Raw genomic sequence first — 20,801 nt, 5'->3', positions numbered from 1 at the left:
GACCCGCCCCGACATGAACGGGCCGGGGCGGCCCGCATCGCATCCCTTGCCCCGGGGTGCGCCCGCTCCGGCCCTTCCCCATCCCGCATTCCCCATCCCGCATTCGCCGTACCGCGAAGGAGCCGCCGCATGCTCTCGCAACTCTCCCTCTCCCGCCGGGGGTTCCTCGTCGCCGGCGCCTCGGCGGGGGTCGCTCTCGGCCTCGCCTCCGGTCCCGCGCGGGCCGGTACCCGTCCGCGTCCGTTCGGCCGGTACGGCTCACCGGCCGCGCGCCGGACCCCGAAGACCCTGTACGTCCACCCGGGCGGTGCCGGTGACTTCACCACCGTCCGGGACGCGGTGGCCGCCGCGAGCGGCAGTGGGTACACCCTCGTCATCGCGCCCGGCGTCTACCGGCAGACGGTCGCCGTCGACCCCGCCCGTACGGAGATGACCTGGATCGGGGCGAGCGAGGAACCCCGTGACGTCGTGATCGTGTACGACAACGCGGCCGGGACCCCCAAGCCCGGCGGCGGCACGTACGGCACCACCGGTTCCGCCACCACCACCGTGCAGGCCGACGGCTTCACCGCCCGCTGGATCACCTTCGCCAACGACTGGCTGCGCGCCGACCACCCCGGGATCACCGGCACCCAGGCCGTCGCCCTCAAGGTCCAGGGCGACCGGTCCGCCTTCCACCACTGCCGGTTCCTCGGCCACCAGGACACCCTGTACGCCGACTCGATGGCGCTCGGCACCTTCGCCCGCCAGTACTTCGCCCACTGCTACATGGAGGGCGATGTCGACTTCGTCTTCGGACGGGCCACCGCCGTCTTCGAGCACTGCCACTTCCGGACCCTGAGCCGCACCGACCTGTCGGCCGCCCCGTACGGCTTCGTCTTCGCCCCCTCGACGGCCGGTGCCAATCCGCTCGGCTACCTGGTGACCAGGAGCCGCGTCAGCAGCGAGGCCCCCGACGGCTACTTCAAGCTGGCCCGGCCCTGGGTGCCCAGTTCCGACACCACCGCCCGCCCGATGCTCACCGTCCGGGACACCCGGCTCGGCCCGGGCATCGACGCGGTCGCGCCCTACACGAACATGGCGAGCGGCCATCCCTGGCAGTCGATGCGGTTCGCCGAGTACCGCAACACCGGGCCGGGTGCCGTCGTGTCCGTTCCGGAGAACCGGCCCCAGCTCACCCGGGCGCAGGCCGCCTCGCACACCGGGCAGACGTATCTCGGCGACTGGCGGCCCTGTGCGTAGGGCGGCCGTGCTCCTGCTCGGCCTGTGCCTGCTCTGGCCGGCTCCCGCGGCCTCCGCCGCCGAACGCGGGCCCGTCGGCTGGGCCTCGACCGGCACCGGCACCGACGGCGGGTCGGGCGGCAGGACCTGGACGGTGGACACGCGGGCCGAGCTGAAGCGGGCTCTCGCGAACGACGGCGATCCCACCGCCCCCAAGGTGATCCGGGTCGTCGGCGCCATCTCCGGGCACGAGGCCGACGACGGTTCCCTGCTCGGCGAGCAGGACTACGCGCCCGGCTACGACCTGGGCAAGTACATGTCCTGCTTCGGCGAGGACGGCGCCGCCTGGTCCGACACCCGCCACGACTACTGCAAGCAGCAGCGGCAGCTCCGCCAGACCGGCTCGAACAAGGAGAAGGCGCAGATCCAGCTCACCGTGCCGGGCAACACCACGCTGGTGGGAGTGGGGCGCGACGCCCGGCTGCTCGGGGTGTTCCTGACCGTCAACACCGGCAGCGACATCATCGTGCGCAACCTCCGTCTGGAGGCGCCCGTCGACCACTTCACCAGCTGGTCACCCGACGACGGCACCCGCGGCAGCTGGAACGCCCGCTTCGACGCGCTGACCGTGATCACCGGCAAGAACATCTGGATCGACCACTGCACCTTCACCGACGGCCGTTTCCCCGACCGCGAGGCACCTCCCGGCTTCCACGGCGAGCGCGTCCAGCGGCACGACGGGCTGCTCGACATCGAGGACGGCTCCGACTTCGTCACCGTCTCCGACAGCCGGTTCGACGACCACGACAAGGCCCTCCTCATCGGCTCGGGCGACGGACGCGGCGACCGGGACCGCGGACATCTCAAGGTGACCTTCGTCCGCAACCTGTTCAGCGGTGTCGTACAGCGCGCCCCGCGTGTCCGCTTCGGGCAGGTGCACGTCGTCAACAACGTGCACCGGGGGCGGGCGCCCCTCTACGCCCTGGGGGTCGGCGTGGAGTCCGCGATCTTCTCCGAGCGCAATGTCTTCCGCTACCCGGGCGCCGGTCCGTCCGTCGCCGTCGCGGACTACGGAGGCGAGCGGTTCCGCGACACCGGCTCCTGGTTCAACGGCCGGCCCGCCCGGCTGAACGACGTGGCGAGCGGTCTCGGCCTCGGGAGCGATGTCGGCTGGGACCCCGCCGACGTCTACGACTACCGCGCGCTCACCTCCCCGGCGGCGGTCGAGCGGTACGTGCTGCGGCACGCCGGAGCCGGGAGGCCGCATGGACGCCCATGAGTCGCTCGGTCGGCGGGCCTTCGTCGTCGGGGCGGGTACGGCGCTGCTGGCCGGGGGAGCGGTGAGCGGGGCCGAGGCGGCGGTCGTGGACGGGCCGCTGCCCGACTTCCACCCGGCGCTGAAGGAGCGGCTGACCTTCCCGCTCGCCTGGGGGACCTCCCCGGTCCGCGACTTCCGCGCCTGGCGGCGGGCCGCCCGGGCCACTGTCGAGGAGCACCTTCTCGTCGAGCGGCAGGACCGGGTGCCGTTCGCGCCGGAGTACAGCGGACGGGGCCATACGCAGGACTTCACGCGCGAGTTGGTCACCGTGTCCCTCACCCGGTACGAGCGGGTGCGCGGCGCCCTGCTCACCCCGCACGGCGACGGACCCTTCCCCGCCGTGCTCCTCCTGCACGACCACGGGTCCAAGTTCGACATCGGGAAGGAGAAGCTCGTCCGGCCCTGGTACGACGACACGCGTCTCGCCTCCGCACGGGCGTGGGCGGACAAGTACTTCAGCGGGCGCTTCGTGGGCGACGAACTGGCTCGGCAGGGCTATGTGGTGCTGTGCCTCGACGCGCTCGGCTGGGGTGACCGGGGCCCGCTCACCTACGACCAGCAGCAGGCCCTGGCGTCCAACTTCTACAACCTCGGCTCCTCGCTCGCCGGGCTCATGGCCCGGGAGGACGAGCGGGCCGCGGCCTTCCTGGCGGGGCTGGACCGGGTGGACGCCCGGCGGGTCGCGGCCGTCGGCTTCTCCATGGGCGCCTACCGCGCCTGGCAGACGGCCGCCCTCAGCGACCGCATCGCGGCCGCCGCGAGCGTGTGCTGGATGACGGGCCTGAAGGAAATGATGGTGCCCGGCAACAACACGCTGCGCGGGCAGTCGGCGTTCCACATGCTCCACCCCGGGCTCGCCCGCCATCTCGACATCCCCGACGTCGCGAGCATCGCCGCCCCCAGGCCGATGCTGTTCATGAACGGCGGGCTCGACACGCTTTTCCCCGCCGAGGGCGTACGAGTCGCCTACGACAAGCTGCGTGCCGTCTGGCGCTCGCGCCACGCGGAGGAGCGGATACGGGTGAAGACGTGGCCGGAGCTCGGCCACGTCTTCACCCACGCCATGCAGGACGAGGTCGTCAGCTGGCTCGACGACGTCCTGTGACGCTCACCGCCGTACCGGCTCGATGCCCTCCAGCGTCGGCACCACCGGCTTGATGCTGCCGTCGGCCGCGAACTCCATGCGGTCGACGGTGGTCTCCCGGTGCATGCCGTCGCCGCCCGGCAGGCCCGGGCCGTTGAGGGCGAAGCGGTGGTAGACCATGTACCAGTCGTCGGTGCCGGGCGTGTTCACCACCGAGTGGTGACCGGTGCCGAGGATGCCGTACTCGGGCCGCTTCTCCAGGATCGTCCCGCGCTTGGTCCACGGGCCGAGCGGGGACGGGCCGGTCGCATACGCCACGTGGTAGTTCTCGCTGCGGGTGTCGTCCTCCGACCACATGAAGTAGTACGTGCCCTTCCGCTTGACCACGAAGGAGCCCTCGCGGAAGTTGTCCGGGGTGATGTCCTTCACCTTCGACGCGTCGAAGGACACCATGTCGTCGTTGAGCGGCACCACGTACCCGTTGCCGTTGCCCCAGTACAGGTACGCCTGGCCGTCGTCGTCCGTGAAGACCGCCGGGTCGATCATCTGGCCCTTGAGCGCCCCGCCCTTGGCGACCAGTGGCTTGCCGAGGGCGTCCTTGAAGGGGCCGGCGGGGGAGTCGGCCACCGCCACGCCGATCTGCTGCTCCGCGCAGAAGTAGAAGTAGTACTTGCCGTCGCGCTCGGCGATCGCGGGCGCCCAGGCGTTCTTGTCTGCCCAGCTCACGTCCGGCCCGAGGTCGAGTATGACGCCGTGGTCCTTCCAGTTGACCAGGTCCTTCGACGAGTACGCCTTGAACTTGGTGCCGCTCCAGCCCTGGAAGCCGTCCGTCGTCGGGTAGATCCAGTATCTGCCGTCGAGATAGTGCACGTCGGGGTCGGCGTTCAGGCCGGGGAGCAGCGGGCTGCGGGTGCGGACCGCCTCGACCGTCCAGGCGCGCTGGGTGCCGTCGGCGGCCGTCACCGTGTACTTCTGCGGCTTGCGGAAGTCGCGGCGCGTACCGGACTTGGGGCTCAGCGTGGCACCCTCGCCGACCCAGAGCTTCGGGGCGAGGCTCCGCAGGTCGGCCTTGGGCTCCATCGGCAGCACGACCTTCGAGGCGCTGTCCGTGACGATCGAGTAGCCCTTCTGGTGCTTGGCCGTCGCGTCCACGACAGAGGTGGACGTCGACGGGTACGCGGCCAGGAGCCGGTCGTACTCCTTCTGCGTCACCGGGAGCACCGTGCCGTGCCGGGGGCTCGCCGGGAGCTGGTAGTTCGTGGACGGGGTCCATTTGCCCGAGGCGAGGTCGGTGGTCTCGAACGGCAGGTAGCCGCGGCCGCCGTACTCATCGATGAACAGGTACCACTTCTTCTCGGTGTTCGACTTGAACACCGTCGGGCCCTCACCGCGGTCCATCGCGCCCTTGCCGATGCAGTCCGCCACGAAGTCGTACTTCGTCGAGGTCAGGGAGGTCGACTTCTCGCCGGTGATGAACTTCGAGCAGGGGCTGGAGGAGGTGGGGTCCCGCTCGTCCTTGGTGTAGCGGTAGTACTCGTCCTTGTACTTCACGACCGTGGAGTCGATCACCGAGTAGCCCGGGTCGTTCCAGACCTTCGGCTCGCTGAAGGTGCGGAAGTCCTTCGTGGTCGCGTACATCATCTTGTTGTACGTGTCGCCCTTGTGGTCCGGGTCGTCGGCGGCGTACAGCTTCGACGCCCAGAAGACGACGTACGCACCGAGCTCGTCGTCCCAGTAGGCCTCCGGGGCCCAGGTGTTGCCCGCCGTGTCCGGGGAGACCTTCACCAGGCGCTGGTCGGTCCAGTGGACCAGGTCGGTGGACTCCCAGACCATGATCGACTTGCTGCCGTGCCGCTGGACGTCGTCCCAGCTGCCGCTGGAGTTCTGGTACATCCTGAGGTCGGTGGCGATGAGGAAGAACTTGTCGCCCTCAGGGGAGCGGATCACGAACGGGTCGCGCAGCCCCTTCTCGCCGATCGTCGAGGTCAGGACCGGCTTGCCGGCGTTGAGCTCACGCCAGTGCAGCGCGTCGTTGCCCCGGCTGAGGGCGTAACGGATCTGCTCGCCGTCGGCGGTGCCCTCGCCTGTGAAGTAGGCGAAGAGATAACCGGCGTACTTGGAGTGCTTCACGGGTGGTGCTCCGGGGTCTGCGGTGCTGGGCGGCGCCGTGAGGAGGGTCAGGAGAAGTCCGGTCAGGGCCAGGAACGGAAGCAGAAGCGTGCGGGGGCGCATGACACTTCCTGTCGGAGTGTGGGGGATTCTGTTGGGTATCGGCCCTCGGAGTTTCACCGGACGGGGGCAGTGCGTCAACGGGTGTGCAGGAGGCCGGTGGTTTTCGAAAGTTTCGGAACCCGGGCACACCTGTGCACGTGACGGCGGCAACGGCGGCAACCCTTTCCCGGCCCGGCGGCGACTGCTGGGCGAAACGGATCGGGGCGGGCCCCTCCGAACCGCTTCCGCCCCTCGTCCCCCAGGAAAGGAACGCTCCGTGCTGCTCAGCACCGGACGCCACCGCAGGACCCGTACGCTCACCATCGCCGCGGCCGTGGCAGTGACCGCGGGGGCGGGCGGCGTCTACCTCGGGCTGTCGAGCGGTGGCGCGCAGGCCGCCTCGGCCGCGGTCACCGTCTCCACCGCCGCCCAGCTCGAAGCGGCCGTGAAGAACGCGACCGCCGGCACCGTCATCCAGGTCCGAGGCGGCACTTACCATCCGGCCGCGACCCTCAAGTCCACGGCGAACGGCACGAGTTCGGCACGCATCACGCTGCGGCCGTACGGCAGTGAGAAAGTGCGGATCGACGGCTCCAAGCTGCCCGCGGGCTCCTGGCTGGCCGGGATCTACGGCGACTACTGGACTGTCGAGAACCTGGCCTTCGTCAACGCCCCGGCCCAGGGCTTCGTCGCCACCTCCTCGGTCGGCGGCGTGTTCAGGAACCTCGTCACCGCCGACAACGGCGACTCCGGCTTCACCCTGCGCGGCGACGGCACCACCGGCAACCTCGTGCAGAACCTGGACAGTCACGGCAACTACGACCCGGCGGGACACGGCCAGAACGCCGACGGCATCGCCGTGAAGTTCGGCTCCGGGACGGGCAACCGGATCACCGGCGCCCGGCTGTACGGCAACTCCGACGACGGCCTCGACCTCTGGCAGTTCTCCTCGCCGGTCACTCTCGAACACTCCTGGGCCTTCGGCAACGGCAAGAACCGCTGGAACGACCCGGCCTTCGAGGGCAACGGCAACGGCTTCAAACTGGGCGGCGGGGGAGCCTCCGTCGCCCACGTCGTCAACAACAACGCGGCCTGGGACAACACCCTGCACGGCTTCACCGAGAACTCCAACACCGGCGCCATCGCCCTGAACCGCAACACCGCCTACGCCAACGCTCAGAACGGCTTCTACTTCGCCACCGGCAAGGCCCGCCTCGGCAAGAACCTCGCCGTCAAGGACAAGGGCGGCCCCGTGAAGCGGGGTTCCTCGACGGTCTCCGCCGGCAACAACTGGGACAGCGGCGTCGCCACCCCGCCCTTCGAATCGACCGACGCGGCCGGCGCGTACGCGGCACGCGAGGCAGACGGCTCCCTGCCCGCGACGACGTTCCTGACGACCGGTTCCACGTCCATCGGCTCGACGATGGACTAGCCGGCCGTGTCAGCGGAGGATCGCGCAGAGGCCGACGCCCCCGGCGGTTCGCACCGGCGGGGGCGTCCTGCCGACCGGCCGAGGGGGGCTCGGCCAGTACGTCCGACCGTCCGGAGGGGGGCTCCGGACGGTCGAGTGCCGAAGGTCCGACTGGGGGAGCCGGACGTCCGGCGTCCGGCCCGCCCGGGGGATGATCCGGGCGGGCCGGAGGTTCACATGGGCCGCTGCCTCACTGGTAGCTGATGTCGGAGGCCTTGAACTTGCAGGTCTTGCCGTCCGGGCCGTACGGCTTCAGTTCCTTGGGCTCCTTGCCCGTGTTGTTGCCCTCGAAGCGCACACACGTCTTGATCTTCTTCTTGCTGTCGCCGTGGACGCGGATCTTCGACAGGGTGGCGGTGTCGCCGTAGTTCTCGTTGACGCCGACGATCGAGTTCATCGGCGCCGTGACGTCGATGTCGTTGAGCACGATCGTGCGCTTGTGCTGCGTCCCGCAGTTGCCGCAGGAACGGACCAGCTTGCCCGCGTTCTGCACCTGGAAGCCCGACACGTTCAGCGTGCCGGCGCCGTTGAACTGCAGCACCTTGTCGTCGGCGTTCTTCGCGCCGCCGCCGATCACCTTGTACACCGCGGAGGAGGACTTGCCCTTGAAGCTGGCCGCGTCCTCGCCGACGTCCAGCCACCACACGTTCTGCAGCGTGCAACTGCCCTTGCAGTGCACGCCGTCCGCGGCCGGGGTGCCGATGATGACGTTCTTCAGCGTGGCACCGTCCGCCAGCTCGAAGAGAGGCTTCTGGTTCTCGTCCTGGCTGCCGCCGCCGAGGGCGCCGCTGCCGTAGAACTTCTTCATCCCGCCGTCGTGCACACCGGAGACCGGGATGGTCTTCGACACGGGCTTGCTGCCCGTGTCCGAGGGCCAGGAGGACGCGGCGCCCGCGGTGGACAGCATCGACGTGGTGACGATCGCCGCTCCCGTGATGCCGAACGCGGACAGTCCGGCGATCAGACCCCGCCGCTTGGCGACGCTGCGGCGATGGCGGACGCGCTGTTCTGCTGGTGCAGTCATGTACCGATTCCTCGAGTGGGGGGTGACTCTTTGCGCGTGGTGGTCGTCACCGGTGAGGAAAGGGTTGCCGCGTCTTCGGAATTTTTTCACGCGCGTGCGTCAGGCCCGGTCCCGCCCGGTCGCCGACGCCAGGCCGGCCGGCCGCCGCCGGCCGTGATGCCGCCGGCCGTGATGCCGCCGTCCGGCTCGGGTGTGCCGAAGGGAGGCGTGTCCTGCCGGCAGGTCGTCCCCACCGGCGGGAGGGTGCCGTCGATCAGGTAGCGGCTCTCGTGGTCCTGGGCGCACCTGGGGCCCCGCGCGAGCCGGCCGAGGCCGAACGGCCGAGCGGCCGAACGGGCGACCTACGAGTCGCCCTCGGCGTCGTCCGCGTCGCCCTCGTCGTCCACGGCCGCGAAGCCGCCGCCCACCGACACCCGGTCCGACCCCGCGGCGGCCGTCACCGTGTAGCGGTCCTCGCCCGCGTCACGCCCTCCGCGGTCGTGGTCGAACTGGCCCGCGAACACCCACTCGCCCGCCGGGACCCTGCGGCCCTCCTTGAGGGTCCAGGTGTAGACGAGCGCGCCGTCCTGCTCGCCGACCGTGAGCGTGAAGTCGTTCTCGGACAGTGACCGCCAGGCGCCCGCGTCGGAGACCCCGCCGGTCTGGGCGACGCTCAACCGCACGGTCAGCGCGGTCAGTTCCTCGCGGGTCTTGATCGTGATGTTGCTCTGCGCCCAGAAGTCGTTGCTGTGCGGGTCGACCGAGCCGTCCGACCACAGCGGCCCGTCCTCGGTGACGGCGGAGGTGGCGGGCGGCCGCGCGGTGACGGAGGCGCTCGGCTTCCCGGAGGGCGGCGGGGCGGACTCGCGGCGCTCCGGCGAGGTGGTCGGCGTGGGATCCGCCGGCGGCACGGGCGCCCGGCTCGTCGCCTCCGGCGACGGCGTGGGCGTCGGTGACGTCGCCACCTCCTGCTGCGGTGGGGCGGCCTCGTCCTTCACCGCGGACGCCACCGCGTAACCGCCCACCGCCAGCACGCCCGCCACCGCGGCCGTCGCACCGGCCACCCGCATCCAGCCGAACACCGGCGGACGCGTGGCCCGGTGGGGGGACGCGGCCGGACCGGCCATACCGCGCTCGACCCGGGCCAGGATGCTCTCCCGGTCGGGCTCGTGCCCCCCGGCCGCCTCGTGCAGCCGGGCGCGCAGCTCCTCGTGCACGTCCCGCCGCATGGTCATCGGTCCCTTCCTCCGCCTTCACCGGTGCGCGCCCGCAAGCCCTCCACAGCGGGTGAGCAACGGGGCGCGCCCACCGTCGCGTGCATGCGCTGCGGCACTCCCTCCGTGCCCAGCAACCGCTGCAGTTCGGCCATCCCCTTCGAGGTCTGGCTCTTCACCGTACCCACCGAGACGCCGAGGGTGAGCGCGGTGTCCTTCTCCGACAGGTCGAACGCATGCCGCAGCACCACACAGGCACGCTTGCGGAACGGCAGCCTGCGCAACGCCTCCTGGACGTCGACCACGCCCGCGACATCCGGGTTCTCGGTGTTCTCCTCGCGCTGCGACCAGAACAGGGCGATGCGCCTCCGCTCGCGCACAGCGCTGCGGATCCGGGTGCGGGCCAGGTTGGCGACCACCCCGCGGGCGTACGCCGCCGGATGGTCGGCCGCGCGCACCCGGTCCCAGCGGTGCCACAGCGCCAGTAACGCGTCCGCCGCCAGGTCGTCGGCGGTGTCCGACTCGCCCGTCAACAGGTAGGCCAGGCGGGACAGTTCGGCGTAGTGACGCTCGAAGAAGGCGTGGAACTCCACGGAGGCGGCGTCGTCGACGACTGTGCCCACGGGCGACCTCTCCTCGCAGCGGCTTCGGGCACTCCCGGACGGGGGCGCCTGTGTGTGTCATGTAGATGACATGTGATCATCCGGGGGAGGTCCGGACGAGATCGGGAAGCGTAGCAGCGTTCGTCGGGGTGGTTCGTACGGAGCTTCGAACAACGTATGGCGGGCCGGACTTCGAATCCGTAACACGAAGAAAACCTGAACGTGGTTCAACACGAGGAAAATCCAGCCAGCACCCGCACACCGATCACCCAGGCATCAAGGAGCACTCGCCATGTCCGAACCGCAGAAGGTGGCCGACCGGTCCGACGCCGCACCACCACCGGTGAACAGCGTCGACCGGTTCTTCAAGATCTCCGAGCGAGGGTCCACCTTCGGCCGTGAGATACGCGGCGGCTTCGCCACGTTCTTCACGATGGCCTACATCCTTGTCCTGAATCCCATCATCCTGGGCAGCGCCAAGGACAAGTTCGGGCACCAGCTGGACGCCGTCCAACTCACCACCGCCACCGCCCTGGTGGCCGCGGTCATGACGATCATCATGGGCGTGGGCGGCAATCTCCCCCTCGCGCTCGCCGCCGGACTCGGCCTGAACGCGGTCGTCGCCTTCCAGATCGCCCCGCTGATGAGCTGGGACGACGCGATGGGCCTGATCGTCCTCGAAGGCCTGCTGATCTGCGTGCTGGTGGTGACCGGTCTGCGCGAGGCCGTCATGCACGCCATACCCCAACCGCTCAAGCAGGCGATCAGCGTCGGTATCGGCCTGTTCATCGCCTTCATCGGCTTCGTCGACGCCGGGTTCGTCAGCCGCATCCCGGACGCCGCCAACACCACCGTGCCCGTTCAGCTGGGCGGCACCGGCACCCTCGCCGGCTGGCCGATGCTCGTCTTCTGTCTCGGCCTGCTGCTGACGATCGCCCTGCTCGCCCGCAAGGTCAAGGGCGCCATCCTCATCAGCATCGTCGGCATGACGGCGGTGGCGATCGTGATCAACTCCATCGCCGACATCAAGACCTGGGGCCTGACCACACCGTCCTGGCCCGGCAACCTCGTCGACACCCCCGACTTCGGACTCATCGGCGACTTCGACCTGTTCGGCGCGTTCGGCGCCCCCGGCGTCGGCGTCATCACGGTCGTCCTGCTGATCTTCACCCTGATCCTGTCCGACTTCTTCGACACCATGGGCACGGTCGTCGGCGTCAGCGCCGAGGCAGGCCTGCTGGACGAGGCGGGCAAGGTCCCGAACCTCGGCCGGGTGCTGCTCATCGACGGAGCCGCGGCGGTCGCGGGCGGCGCGGCCTCCGCCTCCTCGGCGACCTCCTACATCGAGTCGGCGGCCGGCGTCGGCGAGGGCTCGCGCACCGGCTTCTCCAACCTCGTCACCGGCGGCCTGTTCGGCCTCGCGCTGTTCCTGACCCCGCTGCTCACCATCGTCCCGCTGCAGGCGGCAGCCCCGGCCCTGGTCGCCGTCGGCTTCCTGATGATGACCCAGGTCAAGCACATCGACTGGGACCGCTACGACATCGCCATCCCCGCGTTCCTCACCATCGCCGTGATGCCGTTCACCTACTCCATCACCAACGGCATCGGCGCCGGCTTCCTCGCCTACGTCGTGATCAAGACCGTGCTCGGCAAGGCCAAGGAAGTCCACTGGCTGCTGTGGGGGACCTCGGCGCTGTTTTTCGTGTACTTCGCGATCGACCCGATCGAGCAGCTGCTCGGAGCCAAGTGACACCAGGCGCGCGGTAACGGCGAAGGGCCGCCCCCGGGGGGAAGGGGGCGGCCCATCTGTCTGTAGAGACGGCTTTCGTACGGCGAAGGTTCAGTCGAAGGTCCGGACGGGGGTCAGCCCGTCAGCGCCGCTTCCATCATCGCCTTGGCGACCGGCGCCGCCAGGCCGTTGCCGCTGACCTCCGAGCGGGCGGCGTTCGACTGCTCGACCATGACCGCCACGGCGACCTCCTTGCCCGACGAGTCGGACTTCCCGTAGGAGGTGAACCAGGCGTACGGCACCTGGCTGTTGTTCTCGCCGTGCTGGGCGGTGCCCGTCTTGCCGCCGACCGTCGCGCCCGCGATCCGGGCGTTCGAGCCCGTGCCCTTGTCCACGACCGTCTGCATCGCCGACTGCAACTGCTCGGCGGTCGAGGAGCTGACGATCTCCTTCGAGTCCGCCTCGTCGTCGTAGTCCTCCAGCACGTCACCGCCGCTGTTGGTGATCTGCGAAACCATGTGCGGAGAGACCAGCTTGCCGTCGTTGGCGATGGCCGCCGACACCATGGCCATCTGCAACGGGGTCGCGGTGACGTCGAACTGGCCGATGCCCGTCAGGGCCGTCTGCGACGGGTACATGTCCGACGGGTACACGCTCGTCCAGGCCCGCACCGGCACATCCAGCTCGTCGTCGTTGAAGCCGAACTTCTCGGCCATCGCCTTCACCTTGTCCTGCCCCAGTTGGACGGCCATCTTCGCGAAGACGTTGTTGCACGAGTACTGCAGCGCCGTGCGGATCGTGGCGTCCGTGCAGGGCGCGCTCGGGTTCTCGTTCGACAACTTCGTGCTGGTGCCCGGCAGCGTGTACGGGTCCGGGCTGTCGGTCCTGTCGTCCACCGACTCGTACAGCCCGTCCTCCAGCGCCGCCGCCGCCACGACCAGCTTGAACGTCGAACCGGGCGGCAGCGGCTGCCGCAGCGCGCGGTTGGTCAGCGGCTTCTCCGGGTCGCTCGTCAGCTTCTTCCAGGCCGCTCCCGCGGTGTTGGCGTCCGTCAGCGACGAGGGGTCGTACGACGGCGTCGACACGACCGCGAGGATCTTCCCGGTCTTCGGGTCGATGGCGACGGCTCCGCCCTTCTTGTCGCCGAGCGCGTCGATCCCCGCCTTCTGCACGTCCGGGTCGATCGTGGTGACCACGTTGCCCGGTTCGGCCCGCTGGTTGGTGACGGTGTCCATCACGGACTTCAGACGGTTGTCCGTGCCGTTCAGGAGGTCGGTGTAGATGCCCTCCAGCTGCGTCGGCACGTACGCCTGCGAGGCGTAGCCCGTCACCGCCGCGTACCGCTCACCGTCCGTGTACGTGCGCTTGTACCTGAGGTCGCCCGTCTTCGTCTTGGCCGAGCCGGTGACCGACCGGCCGCCCACGATGATGTTCCCGAGCGGCGCCGAGTACGTCTCGATGGCGTTCCGCCGGTTGTCCTTGTCGTCTGCGAGCGCCTGGCCGTCGTAGAACTGCACCCAGGTCGCCCTGACCAGCAGAGCGAACACAAGGAGCAGAGCGAAGACCGATGCGCGCCTGATCGTCTTGTTCATCCCGAACATGAGGACGAGCCAGGAGGGGCGGATCGTTCCCGCCCGTCCGTTTTCTCATCCGGCGTTCAGAAAGCCCGCCTCGTACGCCGCGATGACCGCCTGCGTACGGTCGCGGGTGCCCGTCTTGGCCAGGACCGCCGCCACGTGCGATTTCACCGTGGCGGGGCCCACCTCCATCCGGCGGGCGATCTCCGCGTTGGTCAGTCCGGCGGCCATGTGCCGCAGGACCTCCCGCTCGCGGCCCGTGAGCCTCGCCACCCACGCGGGCGGCGCGGGGCGCGCGCGGGCGTGCTCGGTCGCGAGGGTACGGACGGCCGCCGGGAACAGCAGGCTGTCGCTGCGCGCCACCAGCCGGACCGCCTGCACGAGCGAGTCGGCGTCCGCCCGCTTCAGCAGGAACCCGGCGGCTCCGGCGCGCAGCGCGTCGTACACGTACGAGTCGTTCTCGAAGGTCGTCACGACGACGATGCGGGGCGGCTCGTCCAGCGTGGCCAGGATCTGCTCGGTCGCGCGGATGCCGTCGATCTCCGGCATGCGCACGTCCATGAGGACGACGTCCGGCCGCAGGTCCCGTACGACCGACACGGCCTCGGCTCCGGTGGCCGCCTCGCCCACCACCTCCAGGTCCGGCTCGGCGGAGAGGATGGCGCGCAGCGCGGTGCGCACCATGCGCTCGTCGTCGGCGAGGACGACACGGACGGGTGCCGGGCGGGTCATGAGGGTCCCTTCGTCGCGGGCCTTCGTACGGGCCGTCATACGGGCCCCTTCATCGGCAGGCGTACGCGCAGCCGCCAGGTCTGTGCGGACGTCGGTCCGGCCGTCGACGTCCCGCCCAGCAGCCTGGCCCGGTCCGCGATGCCGCGCAGCCCGTGGCCGCCGCCGGGCCGGGAGGGCGCGGGGCCGGTCACCGGATTCTCCACGGTGATCTCCAGCTCCCCGTCCGCCACCGCGATCCGTACGTCCACGGCGACCCGGTGACCGGCGTGCCTGAGGGCGTTGCTCAGCCCCTCCTGCACGATGCGGTAGGCCCCGCGCGACAGCAGTGGAGGCAGCGTCTCCGGGTCGGTGCCGACCGTGGCCGTCACCCGGGCCCCGCCCGCCCGGGTACGGGACAGCAGGCCGTCGAGGTCGCCGGCGAGGGTGGGCGCCGGGGCCGTGCCGGGGCCGTCGCCCTCGCGCAACACGCCCAGCACGGCGTCGAGTTCGCCGACGGTACGGCGGGTCGTGTCCTCGATCGCGGCGAGGGCCTCACGGACGAACTCCGGGTCGGAGTCGAGGACCCGGCGGGCCGCGCTCGCCTGGAGGGTGACCGCGCTCAGCGCATGGCCGACCGAGTCGTGCAGCTCCCGCGCCAGCCGGTTGCGTACCGCGAGGTCGGCGGCGCGCGCCTCGGCGGCGGCCAGCCGGCCCTCGGGAGACGGGCCGAGCAGGTCGGGCGCCCAGCGGGCCAGCAGCGCACCGCACCCGGCCGCGCAGCCCGCGAGGGCGACGAGCATCGCCGCGCCCGCGACCGGAGCCAGCGCCAAGGCCCAGGCGTGGTCGAGGACTTCGGGCACCCCGGACGGCATGCCGCGCAGTCCCGCGATGAGCGGCAGCACGATCACCGCGACGGCGAAAGGCGGCACGGCCAGCGACATCCCCGCGATGATCCCGCCGAGCCCGAGATGGAGCGTGAACCAGGCCGCCGTCCGCCCCCTCTCGCCCCGCGTCCCGGCCGGTCCGAAGGCGAGCCGGTCCGCGTCGACACCGCACAGCCAGCGCACGGCGGCGGCTTCCAGCGGCCGGGTCAGCGGAAAGACGGAGGTGACGGCGGCGATCGGCAGCCCCACCCCGAACGAGGCGAGCTGGAGGGGAAAGGAGCTGAAGACGTCCGTGGAGCCGGTGGCGGGGCCGATGATCACCGAGCCGACCAGCACATACGGCATGGCGAGAGCGCCGCCGAGGATCAGATGGACCCAGCGCAGGCGCGCCCGCCGGCCGAACAGGAGCCTGGCGGCCTGTCTCACGCCGTCCGCCGCGCGGCCCCGGCCGAGCGCTCCGCGAAGTAGTAGACGCCGATGGCGGCGACGAGGAAGCCGACGAGCATCTGCCCAGCGTAGGCGAGGCTCATCAGCGGCGTCGGACGGTCGGCGACGTCCTCCACACCGCCGAGCGAGGCCAGCGACAGCCAGCCGCCCCAGCAGGCCACGGCACCCGAGCCGACCCAGGCGAGCCCGAGCGGCACCGCCACGGGCAGGGCCCGGCCGCGCCGGAAGGCGAGCAGGAAGCCACCGGCGACGGCCGCGAGGAGGAACAGCGCGTACACGGCCTCCAGGACGTGGAAGTCGGCGCCGCCCTCCGCCGCCCGGCCCTCGCCGAGCCCGGCGGTGACGCCGCAGGCCCACAGCAGGTGGAGGGTGAGCGGCAGCAGGGCGAGTACGGCGGCCGCGACGGCCAGGACGCGGTGAGCGGGTCCGACGACATCGACGGGCAGCTCCCACACCCGGCCGCGCCACAGGTGCCCCCAGCGGTCACGGGCGTAGAGCACGAACAGGGCGCCGAGAGCGATCCCCTGGAGGATGAACCCGGTGTACACCACGGTGAACACCCAGGCGTGGAGAAAGGAGTCATGGCCCTGGTCCGGCGCGGCTCCGCCGCCGAACGCCTTCACGAGCAGCTGCGCGGGGAACCCCGTCATGATCGGCGCGAGCAGCCCGGTGGCGACCCAGACGGGCAACACCAGCAGCCAGGCGGGCACCTTCAGCCCCCACGGCCGGGTCAGCACCAGCGCCAGCACGATCACCGCACTGTCCAGCAGCACGGAGAGACCGTTGATCACGGCCATCCCGACACGGTCGCCGAGCAGCGCGCTCCCCTCGGGGATACCGACGTGGCTCCCGGCGATCCAGGCGGCCTTGAGCCCCAGGTACGGCAGACAGGAGAGGACGGCGACGGCACGCAGAATCCGCCGGGGGCGGCTCGAACGGACCGCGGGGCGGGGAGCGGCGAGGGAAGTGATCGACTGCGTCATGCGATCAGGCTCCCGCGCCGGAGTCGGACAGCACGTCCTGCACGGCGACGATCCGCCTCCGCCGCACGGGGGAGACCCGCGGGGAGGCTCTCAGCCCTCCAGGAGCAGCACCGTCTCGTCGATCTCGGCGCCCCGGGCCTGGGCGTACCCCCTGGCCGAGGCCACGACACGGAAACCGCACTTCTCCAGGACACGCAGCGACCCCACGTTGTCCGAAGCCGCCCGCGCGTAGAGAGGACGCTCGTCCACCTCCGTCACCAGCGCCCGCAGGGCCTCGGTCGCGATGCCCTTCCCCCAGTAGGCGCGGTCGATCCAGTACGTCACCTCGCGCTCGCCCGGCTCCCCGTACACCGCCGCGCTGCCGATGACGTCGCCGTCGGCCAGCACCGTGCGGACCACTGCGGACGAGGAGCGGATCTTGGCCCAGTGGGCGTCGAAGGCGTCCCGGTCGGCCGGATCCTCGGGGGTGAAGGCCGCCATGTGCAGCGCCTCGGGGTCGTTCATCTGCCGGAAGAAGACCGGCAGATCGCTGTCGTGGACCCTACGCAGCTCGACATTCATGCCTCAGAGCCTACGGGTGGCCAGTGTCAGCCGGTCCCGCGCGTCGAACAGCGCGTCCTTCACCAGCTGTTCGTGCGCCGGCGTGAGCCGGGCCACCGGCACCGAGCAGCTGATCGCGTCCCGCGCCGGAGTGCGGTACGGGATCGCCACACCGAAGCAGCGCAGTCCCAGCGTGTTCTCCTCGCGGTCCACGGCGAAGCCCTGCTCCCGAACCTGGTGCAGCTCCTCGATGAGCTTCTCCCGGTCGGTGATCGTGTGCTCGGTCAGCGCGGGCAGCGTCTCCGGGAGCATCTTGCGGACCTGCTCGTCCGAATACGTGCTCAGCAGCGCCTTGCCGAGGGACGTGGAGTGCGCCGGCAGCCGGCGGCCGACCCGGGTGAAGGGGCGCAGATAGTGCTGTGACTGACGGGTGGCGAGGTAGACGACGTTCGTGCCGTCCAGCCGGGCCAGGTGGATCGTCTCCGTGGTGTCGTCCGAGAGCCGGTCCAGCGTCGGGCGGGCCGACGCGACCACCTCGTCGCCGTCGATGTACGACGTGCCGACCAGCAGCGCCCGGACGCCGATGCCGTACCGCGTGCCCGTCGCGTCCGTCTCCACCCAGCCCAGCTCGACCAGGGTGCGCAGCAGCATGTACAGGCTGGACTTGGGATACCCGACGGCCTCCTGGACCGCCGCGAGGGAGTGCATGCCGGGCCGGCCCGCGAAGTACTCCAGCAGTTCCACGGTCCGCACCGCGCTCTTGACCTGCGCACCGCCGCCTGTCTCGCCTGCCGACATCGCCTGTGACCCCTTCGTTCGACGAGATGCTGGAGTTATAGTCTCCGACAGCATTCATCATCAGAGACAGCGTTCAGTATATCGAACATCCCTGGTGATGACGTACATACTGCGGCATTGCATGCGGCAACGAATGTGGAGGGACCCGCGGTGGCAGCAGCACCAGTCTGGAGTGTCGACCCCCGAACCGGGAAGCAGCGCGAGCAGGTTGCGGTGGAGGCCACAGCCCAGGAGGTGGACGCCGCCGTCCGGGCCGCGGACGAGGCGCGGGGCGCACTCGCCGACCGCGCCGTCCGCTCGGCCTTCCTGCGCACCGCCGCCGACGAGTTGCAGGCGGCCAAGGACTCTCTCGTCGAGACCGCCGACGCCGAGTCGGCGCTCGGCCCGGTCCGGCTGACCGGCGAACTCGCCCGCACCTGCTACCAGCTGCGGGCCTTCGCCGACATAGTGGACGAGGGCGCCTTCCTCGACGTCGTCATCAACCACCCCGACGACACCGCGACCCCGCCGATCCCGGACCTGCGCCGCTACAAGGTGCCGCTGGGTGTCGTCGCCGTCTACTCGGCGTCGAACTTCCCCTTCGCCTTCTCGGTCGCGGGCGGCGACACCGCGAGCGCCCTCGCGGCCGGCTGCCCGGTCGTCGTCAAGGCCCACCCGGACCACCCTGCGCTGTCCGAGTACGTCGCCGTGGTGCTGCGCCGGGCCGCCGCCCGGCACGGCATCCCCGAGGGCGTCGTCGGTCTTGTGCACGGCTTCGAGGCGGGTGTCGAGCTGATCAAGCACCCGCTGGTCGCGGCGGCCGGCTTCACCGGCTCGGTCCGCGGCGGCCGGGCCCTCTTCGACGCGGCGGCCGCCCGCCCCGTCCCGATCCCCTTCCACGGCGAGCTGGGCTCCCTGAACCCGGTCGTCGTCACCGAGGCCGCGGCCGCCGAGCGCGCCGAGGCGATCGGCGCGGGCCTCGCCGGGTCGATGACGCTGGGCGTCGGCCAGTTCTGTGTGAAGCCGGGCCTCGTCCTCGCCCCCGCCGGCGCCGCAGGTGACGCGCTGCTGAAGTCCCTGACCGACGCCGTCAGCGACACCGACGCCGGGGTCCTGCTCGACCACCGCATGCGCGACAACTTCGTCGCCGGTGTCGCCGAGCGCGCGCGGCTGTCCGACGTGGAGTCCCCGGTCACACCCGGCTCGGGCGGCGAGCACACCGTCAGCGCGGGCTTCCTCACCGTCCCGGCGAGCAGGCTGGCCGCGGAGGGCGAGCACGATCTGCTCCTGGAGGAGTGCTTCGGGCCGGTCACCGTGGTGGCCCGCTACGAGGACGACGCCGAGGTGAAGGCGGTGCTGTCGCGGCTGCCGGGGAATCTCACGGCGACGGTGCAGTTGTCCGAGGAGGAGGCCGCGGGGGAGGGCCGGGGTTCCGAGATCCTGGCGGAGCTGACGCCGCTGGCCGGGCGTGTGCTGGTCAATGGGTGGCCTACGGGTGTGGCGGTCGCGCCCGCCCAGCATCACGGCGGTCCGTACCCGGCCACGACCTCGACGTCCACGTCGGTCGGCGGCACGGCCATCGAGCGGTGGCTGCGGCCGGTGGCGTATCAGAACACGCCGTCCGCGTTGCTTCCCGCGGAGCTGCGGGACGAGAACCCGCTGGGGCTGCCGCGGCGGTTCAACGGGCGTCTGGAGCGGTAGCGCCGTTGGGGGTGCGGTGGAGTTGCCGTCTGCCGGTTCGTCGTGGCTTGTCGCGCAGTTCCCCGCGCCCCTGAGGGGCGAAGCTGAAAGACTTGGTCGAATGGATCTGGAACTTTCCGAACTTCCTTTCGGGCTGCGTACTTATGGGCCTGATGGTCATTGGTCTCACGAGGACGGTGTGCTCTCCGGGTGGGCCGGGCCCCGGCAGGATCGGTTCGTGCCGCCCACCGGGGAGGGGCTGGACCCCGCCGCCGACGCGCCGCGGCTGCTCGGGGCGCCCGAAGGGGACTTCCAGCTGATCGCCCGGGTCACGGTGGGGTTCGGTGCGGCCTTCGACGCGGGCGTGCTCTACGTGCAGGTGGGGGAGCGGGCCTGGGCGAAGCTCTGCCTGGAGTACTCCCCGGACGTCCCCACCGTCTGCACGGTGGTCACGCGGGGTCACTCCGACGACGCCAACTCCTTCACCGTGGACGGCAGTTCCGTCTGGCTGCGGGTCAGTCGCACCGGCCGGGCCTTCGGCTTCCACGCCTCCCGGGACGGCGAACACTGGACCTTCGTCCGCCTCTTCACCCTGGGCGGGGAGAAGGAGACGGGCGCGGCCCTGGTCGGCTTCATGGCGCAGTCCCCGATGGGAGAGGGCTGTGTGGTGACGTACGACCACATCGAGTTCCGCCCGAACTGGCCGAAGGACCTGCGGGACGGCAGCTGAGGTCCGCCGGGGAACCGGCGCTCGGGCCGGGCGCGTCCTCCGTTCCATGATCAGGGACCGAGTGACGCCAGACCGTGTGATCCGTACCGTGCTGCCCGCCGAGGTGCCGGACATCGTCGCGCTGCACGCGCGGGCCCGGGCGACCTACTACCCCGACGGGCCGCCGCAGGACGGCACCGACTGGACCGCCTCCTGGCGCACCGCCGTCGCACGGCCGGACGGCCGCGTGCTGTGCGTCGTGGAGGCGGGCCGCATCATCGGCCTGGCCTCCTTCCGCACCCCCGAGGACGCCCCGGCGGACTCGGTGAAGCTGTTCCAGTTCCACGTCGATCCCGGGCACTGGCGCCGTGGCGTCGGGGCCGCCCTGCACACCGCCTGTGTGGAGGAGTGGCAGGCCGACGGCAGGCGGGCGGCCGTCCTGGACGTGCACGTGGACAACCGGCGGGCGCAGGGGTTCTACCGGCGCCAGGGGTGGGTGCCGGAGCCGGTCGGGCCGGGCGACCATCACCTGCTCATGCGGTTCGCCCTGCCGGCGAGGGCGCCCGGGGAATGAAGCCCCCTGCTTGAACGTTCATGCACTCGGCGGAGGGAGTCTCCGTACCCGTACGAGTTGGAGAGA

At 71.0% G+C, this 20,801-nt stretch carries 18 protein-coding genes; 8 read left to right on the top strand and 10 right to left on the bottom strand.

Annotation, left to right across the window (positions count from 1 at the left end):
- Window positions 1-129 precede the first annotated feature (129 nt).
- Genes ACFZBT_RS27470 through ACFZBT_RS27460 form a run of 3 tightly spaced genes read left to right on the top strand, consistent with a single transcriptional unit; the run spans window position 130 to window position 3,644 of the window.
- Window positions 130-1,242, top strand: a complete 1,113-nt coding sequence (locus tag ACFZBT_RS27470; RefSeq protein WP_391108588.1) for a pectinesterase family protein — start codon at window positions 130-132, stop codon at window positions 1,240-1,242.
- Window positions 1,235-2,500, top strand: coding sequence for a polysaccharide lyase family 1 protein (locus ACFZBT_RS27465; protein WP_391108585.1), 1,266 nt, complete (start codon window positions 1,235-1,237; stop codon window positions 2,498-2,500). Before ACFZBT_RS27470 ends, ACFZBT_RS27465 begins: the two co-directional genes overlap by 8 nt.
- Entirely contained in the window at window positions 2,487-3,644 is a 1,158-nt protein-coding gene (locus tag ACFZBT_RS27460; RefSeq protein WP_391108581.1) for an alpha/beta fold hydrolase, read from the top strand. The genes ACFZBT_RS27465 and ACFZBT_RS27460 overlap by 14 nt, the downstream gene beginning before the upstream one ends.
- Window positions 3,645-3,647: 3 nt before the next feature.
- Here ACFZBT_RS27460 and ACFZBT_RS27455 read toward each other — a convergent pair whose 3' ends face one another.
- Complete coding sequence (locus ACFZBT_RS27455) at window positions 3,648-5,855, bottom strand: family 43 glycosylhydrolase (protein WP_391108578.1); 2,208 nt, start codon at window positions 5,853-5,855, stop codon at window positions 3,648-3,650.
- Window positions 5,856-6,111: 256 nt separating this feature from the next.
- On the opposite strand from ACFZBT_RS27455, the gene ACFZBT_RS27450 reads away from it, so the two are divergent.
- Window positions 6,112-7,266 (top strand): pectate lyase, encoded by a 1,155-nt coding sequence (locus ACFZBT_RS27450; protein WP_391108575.1) that lies wholly within the window; start codon window positions 6,112-6,114, stop codon window positions 7,264-7,266.
- A gap of 229 nt (window positions 7,267-7,495) precedes the next feature.
- Here the strand turns inward: ACFZBT_RS27450 and ACFZBT_RS27445 are convergent, their stop codons facing one another.
- The 3 genes from ACFZBT_RS27445 to ACFZBT_RS27435 all read right to left on the bottom strand — a co-directional run bounded on the left by ACFZBT_RS27445 (window position 7,496) and on the right by ACFZBT_RS27435 (window position 10,145).
- Window positions 7,496-8,329, bottom strand: coding sequence for a pectate lyase (locus tag ACFZBT_RS27445; protein WP_391108573.1), 834 nt, complete (start codon window positions 8,327-8,329; stop codon window positions 7,496-7,498).
- Between the two features lie 341 nt (window positions 8,330-8,670).
- Window positions 8,671-9,543, bottom strand: a complete 873-nt coding sequence (locus ACFZBT_RS27440; RefSeq protein ID WP_391108570.1) for a hypothetical protein — start codon at window positions 9,541-9,543, stop codon at window positions 8,671-8,673.
- Window positions 9,540-10,145, bottom strand: coding sequence for a SigE family RNA polymerase sigma factor (locus ACFZBT_RS27435; RefSeq protein WP_391108566.1), 606 nt, complete (start codon window positions 10,143-10,145; stop codon window positions 9,540-9,542). The genes ACFZBT_RS27440 and ACFZBT_RS27435 overlap by 4 nt, the downstream gene beginning before the upstream one ends.
- Before the next feature lie 271 nt (window positions 10,146-10,416).
- Here ACFZBT_RS27435 and ACFZBT_RS27430 point away from each other — a divergent pair, with 271 nt between their 5' ends.
- Entirely contained in the window at window positions 10,417-11,874 is a 1,458-nt protein-coding gene (locus ACFZBT_RS27430; RefSeq protein ID WP_391108563.1) for a solute carrier family 23 protein, read from the top strand.
- 113 nt (window positions 11,875-11,987) lie between these two features.
- On the opposite strand, the gene ACFZBT_RS27425 is transcribed toward ACFZBT_RS27430, so the two are convergent.
- The 6 genes from ACFZBT_RS27425 to ACFZBT_RS27400 all read right to left on the bottom strand — a co-directional run bounded on the left by ACFZBT_RS27425 (window position 11,988) and on the right by ACFZBT_RS27400 (window position 17,793).
- Window positions 11,988-13,445 carry a penicillin-binding transpeptidase domain-containing protein gene (locus tag ACFZBT_RS27425; protein ID WP_391108560.1) on the bottom strand — a complete coding sequence of 486 codons (1,458 nt, stop codon included), beginning with the start codon at window positions 13,443-13,445 and terminating at the stop codon, window positions 11,988-11,990.
- Window positions 13,446-13,499: 54 nt separating this feature from the next.
- Entirely contained in the window at window positions 13,500-14,162 is a 663-nt protein-coding gene (locus tag ACFZBT_RS27420) for a response regulator (RefSeq protein ID WP_391108704.1), read from the bottom strand.
- 35 nt (window positions 14,163-14,197) lie between these two features.
- Window positions 14,198-15,451 carry a histidine kinase gene (locus ACFZBT_RS27415; RefSeq protein WP_391108557.1) on the bottom strand — a complete coding sequence of 418 codons (1,254 nt, stop codon included), beginning with the start codon at window positions 15,449-15,451 and terminating at the stop codon, window positions 14,198-14,200.
- The gene (locus ACFZBT_RS27410) at window positions 15,448-16,455 is read right to left on the bottom strand and encodes a hypothetical protein (RefSeq protein ID WP_391108554.1); all 1,008 of its coding nucleotides are present in this window, start codon (window positions 16,453-16,455) and stop codon (window positions 15,448-15,450) included. The genes ACFZBT_RS27415 and ACFZBT_RS27410 overlap by 4 nt, the downstream gene beginning before the upstream one ends.
- Window positions 16,456-16,545: 90 nt before the next feature.
- Window positions 16,546-17,016 carry a GNAT family N-acetyltransferase gene (locus ACFZBT_RS27405; RefSeq protein ID WP_391108551.1) on the bottom strand — a complete coding sequence of 157 codons (471 nt, stop codon included), beginning with the start codon at window positions 17,014-17,016 and terminating at the stop codon, window positions 16,546-16,548.
- 3 nt (window positions 17,017-17,019) lie between these two features.
- The gene (locus ACFZBT_RS27400) at window positions 17,020-17,793 is read right to left on the bottom strand and encodes an IclR family transcriptional regulator (RefSeq protein ID WP_189730338.1); all 774 of its coding nucleotides are present in this window, start codon (window positions 17,791-17,793) and stop codon (window positions 17,020-17,022) included.
- 150 nt (window positions 17,794-17,943) lie between these two features.
- Between ACFZBT_RS27400 and ACFZBT_RS27395 the strand changes: the two genes are divergently transcribed.
- The 3 genes from ACFZBT_RS27395 (at window position 17,944) to ACFZBT_RS27385 (ending at window position 20,735) form a co-directional block, all read left to right on the top strand.
- Window positions 17,944-19,473 (top strand): aldehyde dehydrogenase family protein, encoded by a 1,530-nt coding sequence (locus tag ACFZBT_RS27395; RefSeq protein WP_391108547.1) that lies wholly within the window; start codon window positions 17,944-17,946, stop codon window positions 19,471-19,473.
- A gap of 100 nt (window positions 19,474-19,573) precedes the next feature.
- Window positions 19,574-20,182: a DUF1349 domain-containing protein gene (locus ACFZBT_RS27390; RefSeq protein ID WP_391108544.1), complete on the top strand. Its 609-nt coding sequence runs from the start codon at window positions 19,574-19,576 to the stop codon at window positions 20,180-20,182.
- A gap of 46 nt (window positions 20,183-20,228) precedes the next feature.
- Window positions 20,229-20,735: a GNAT family N-acetyltransferase gene (locus tag ACFZBT_RS27385; RefSeq protein WP_391108541.1), complete on the top strand. Its 507-nt coding sequence runs from the start codon at window positions 20,229-20,231 to the stop codon at window positions 20,733-20,735.
- Window positions 20,736-20,801: the final 66 nt, after the last annotated feature.

It is taken from the genome of Streptomyces sp. NPDC008137 (genome assembly GCF_042957035.1).
Taxonomy (GTDB): domain Bacteria; phylum Actinomycetota; class Actinomycetes; order Streptomycetales; family Streptomycetaceae; genus Streptomyces.
The sequence above is the reverse complement of the archived record's forward strand: the minus strand, read 5'-3'. Positions and strand labels throughout refer to the sequence as shown.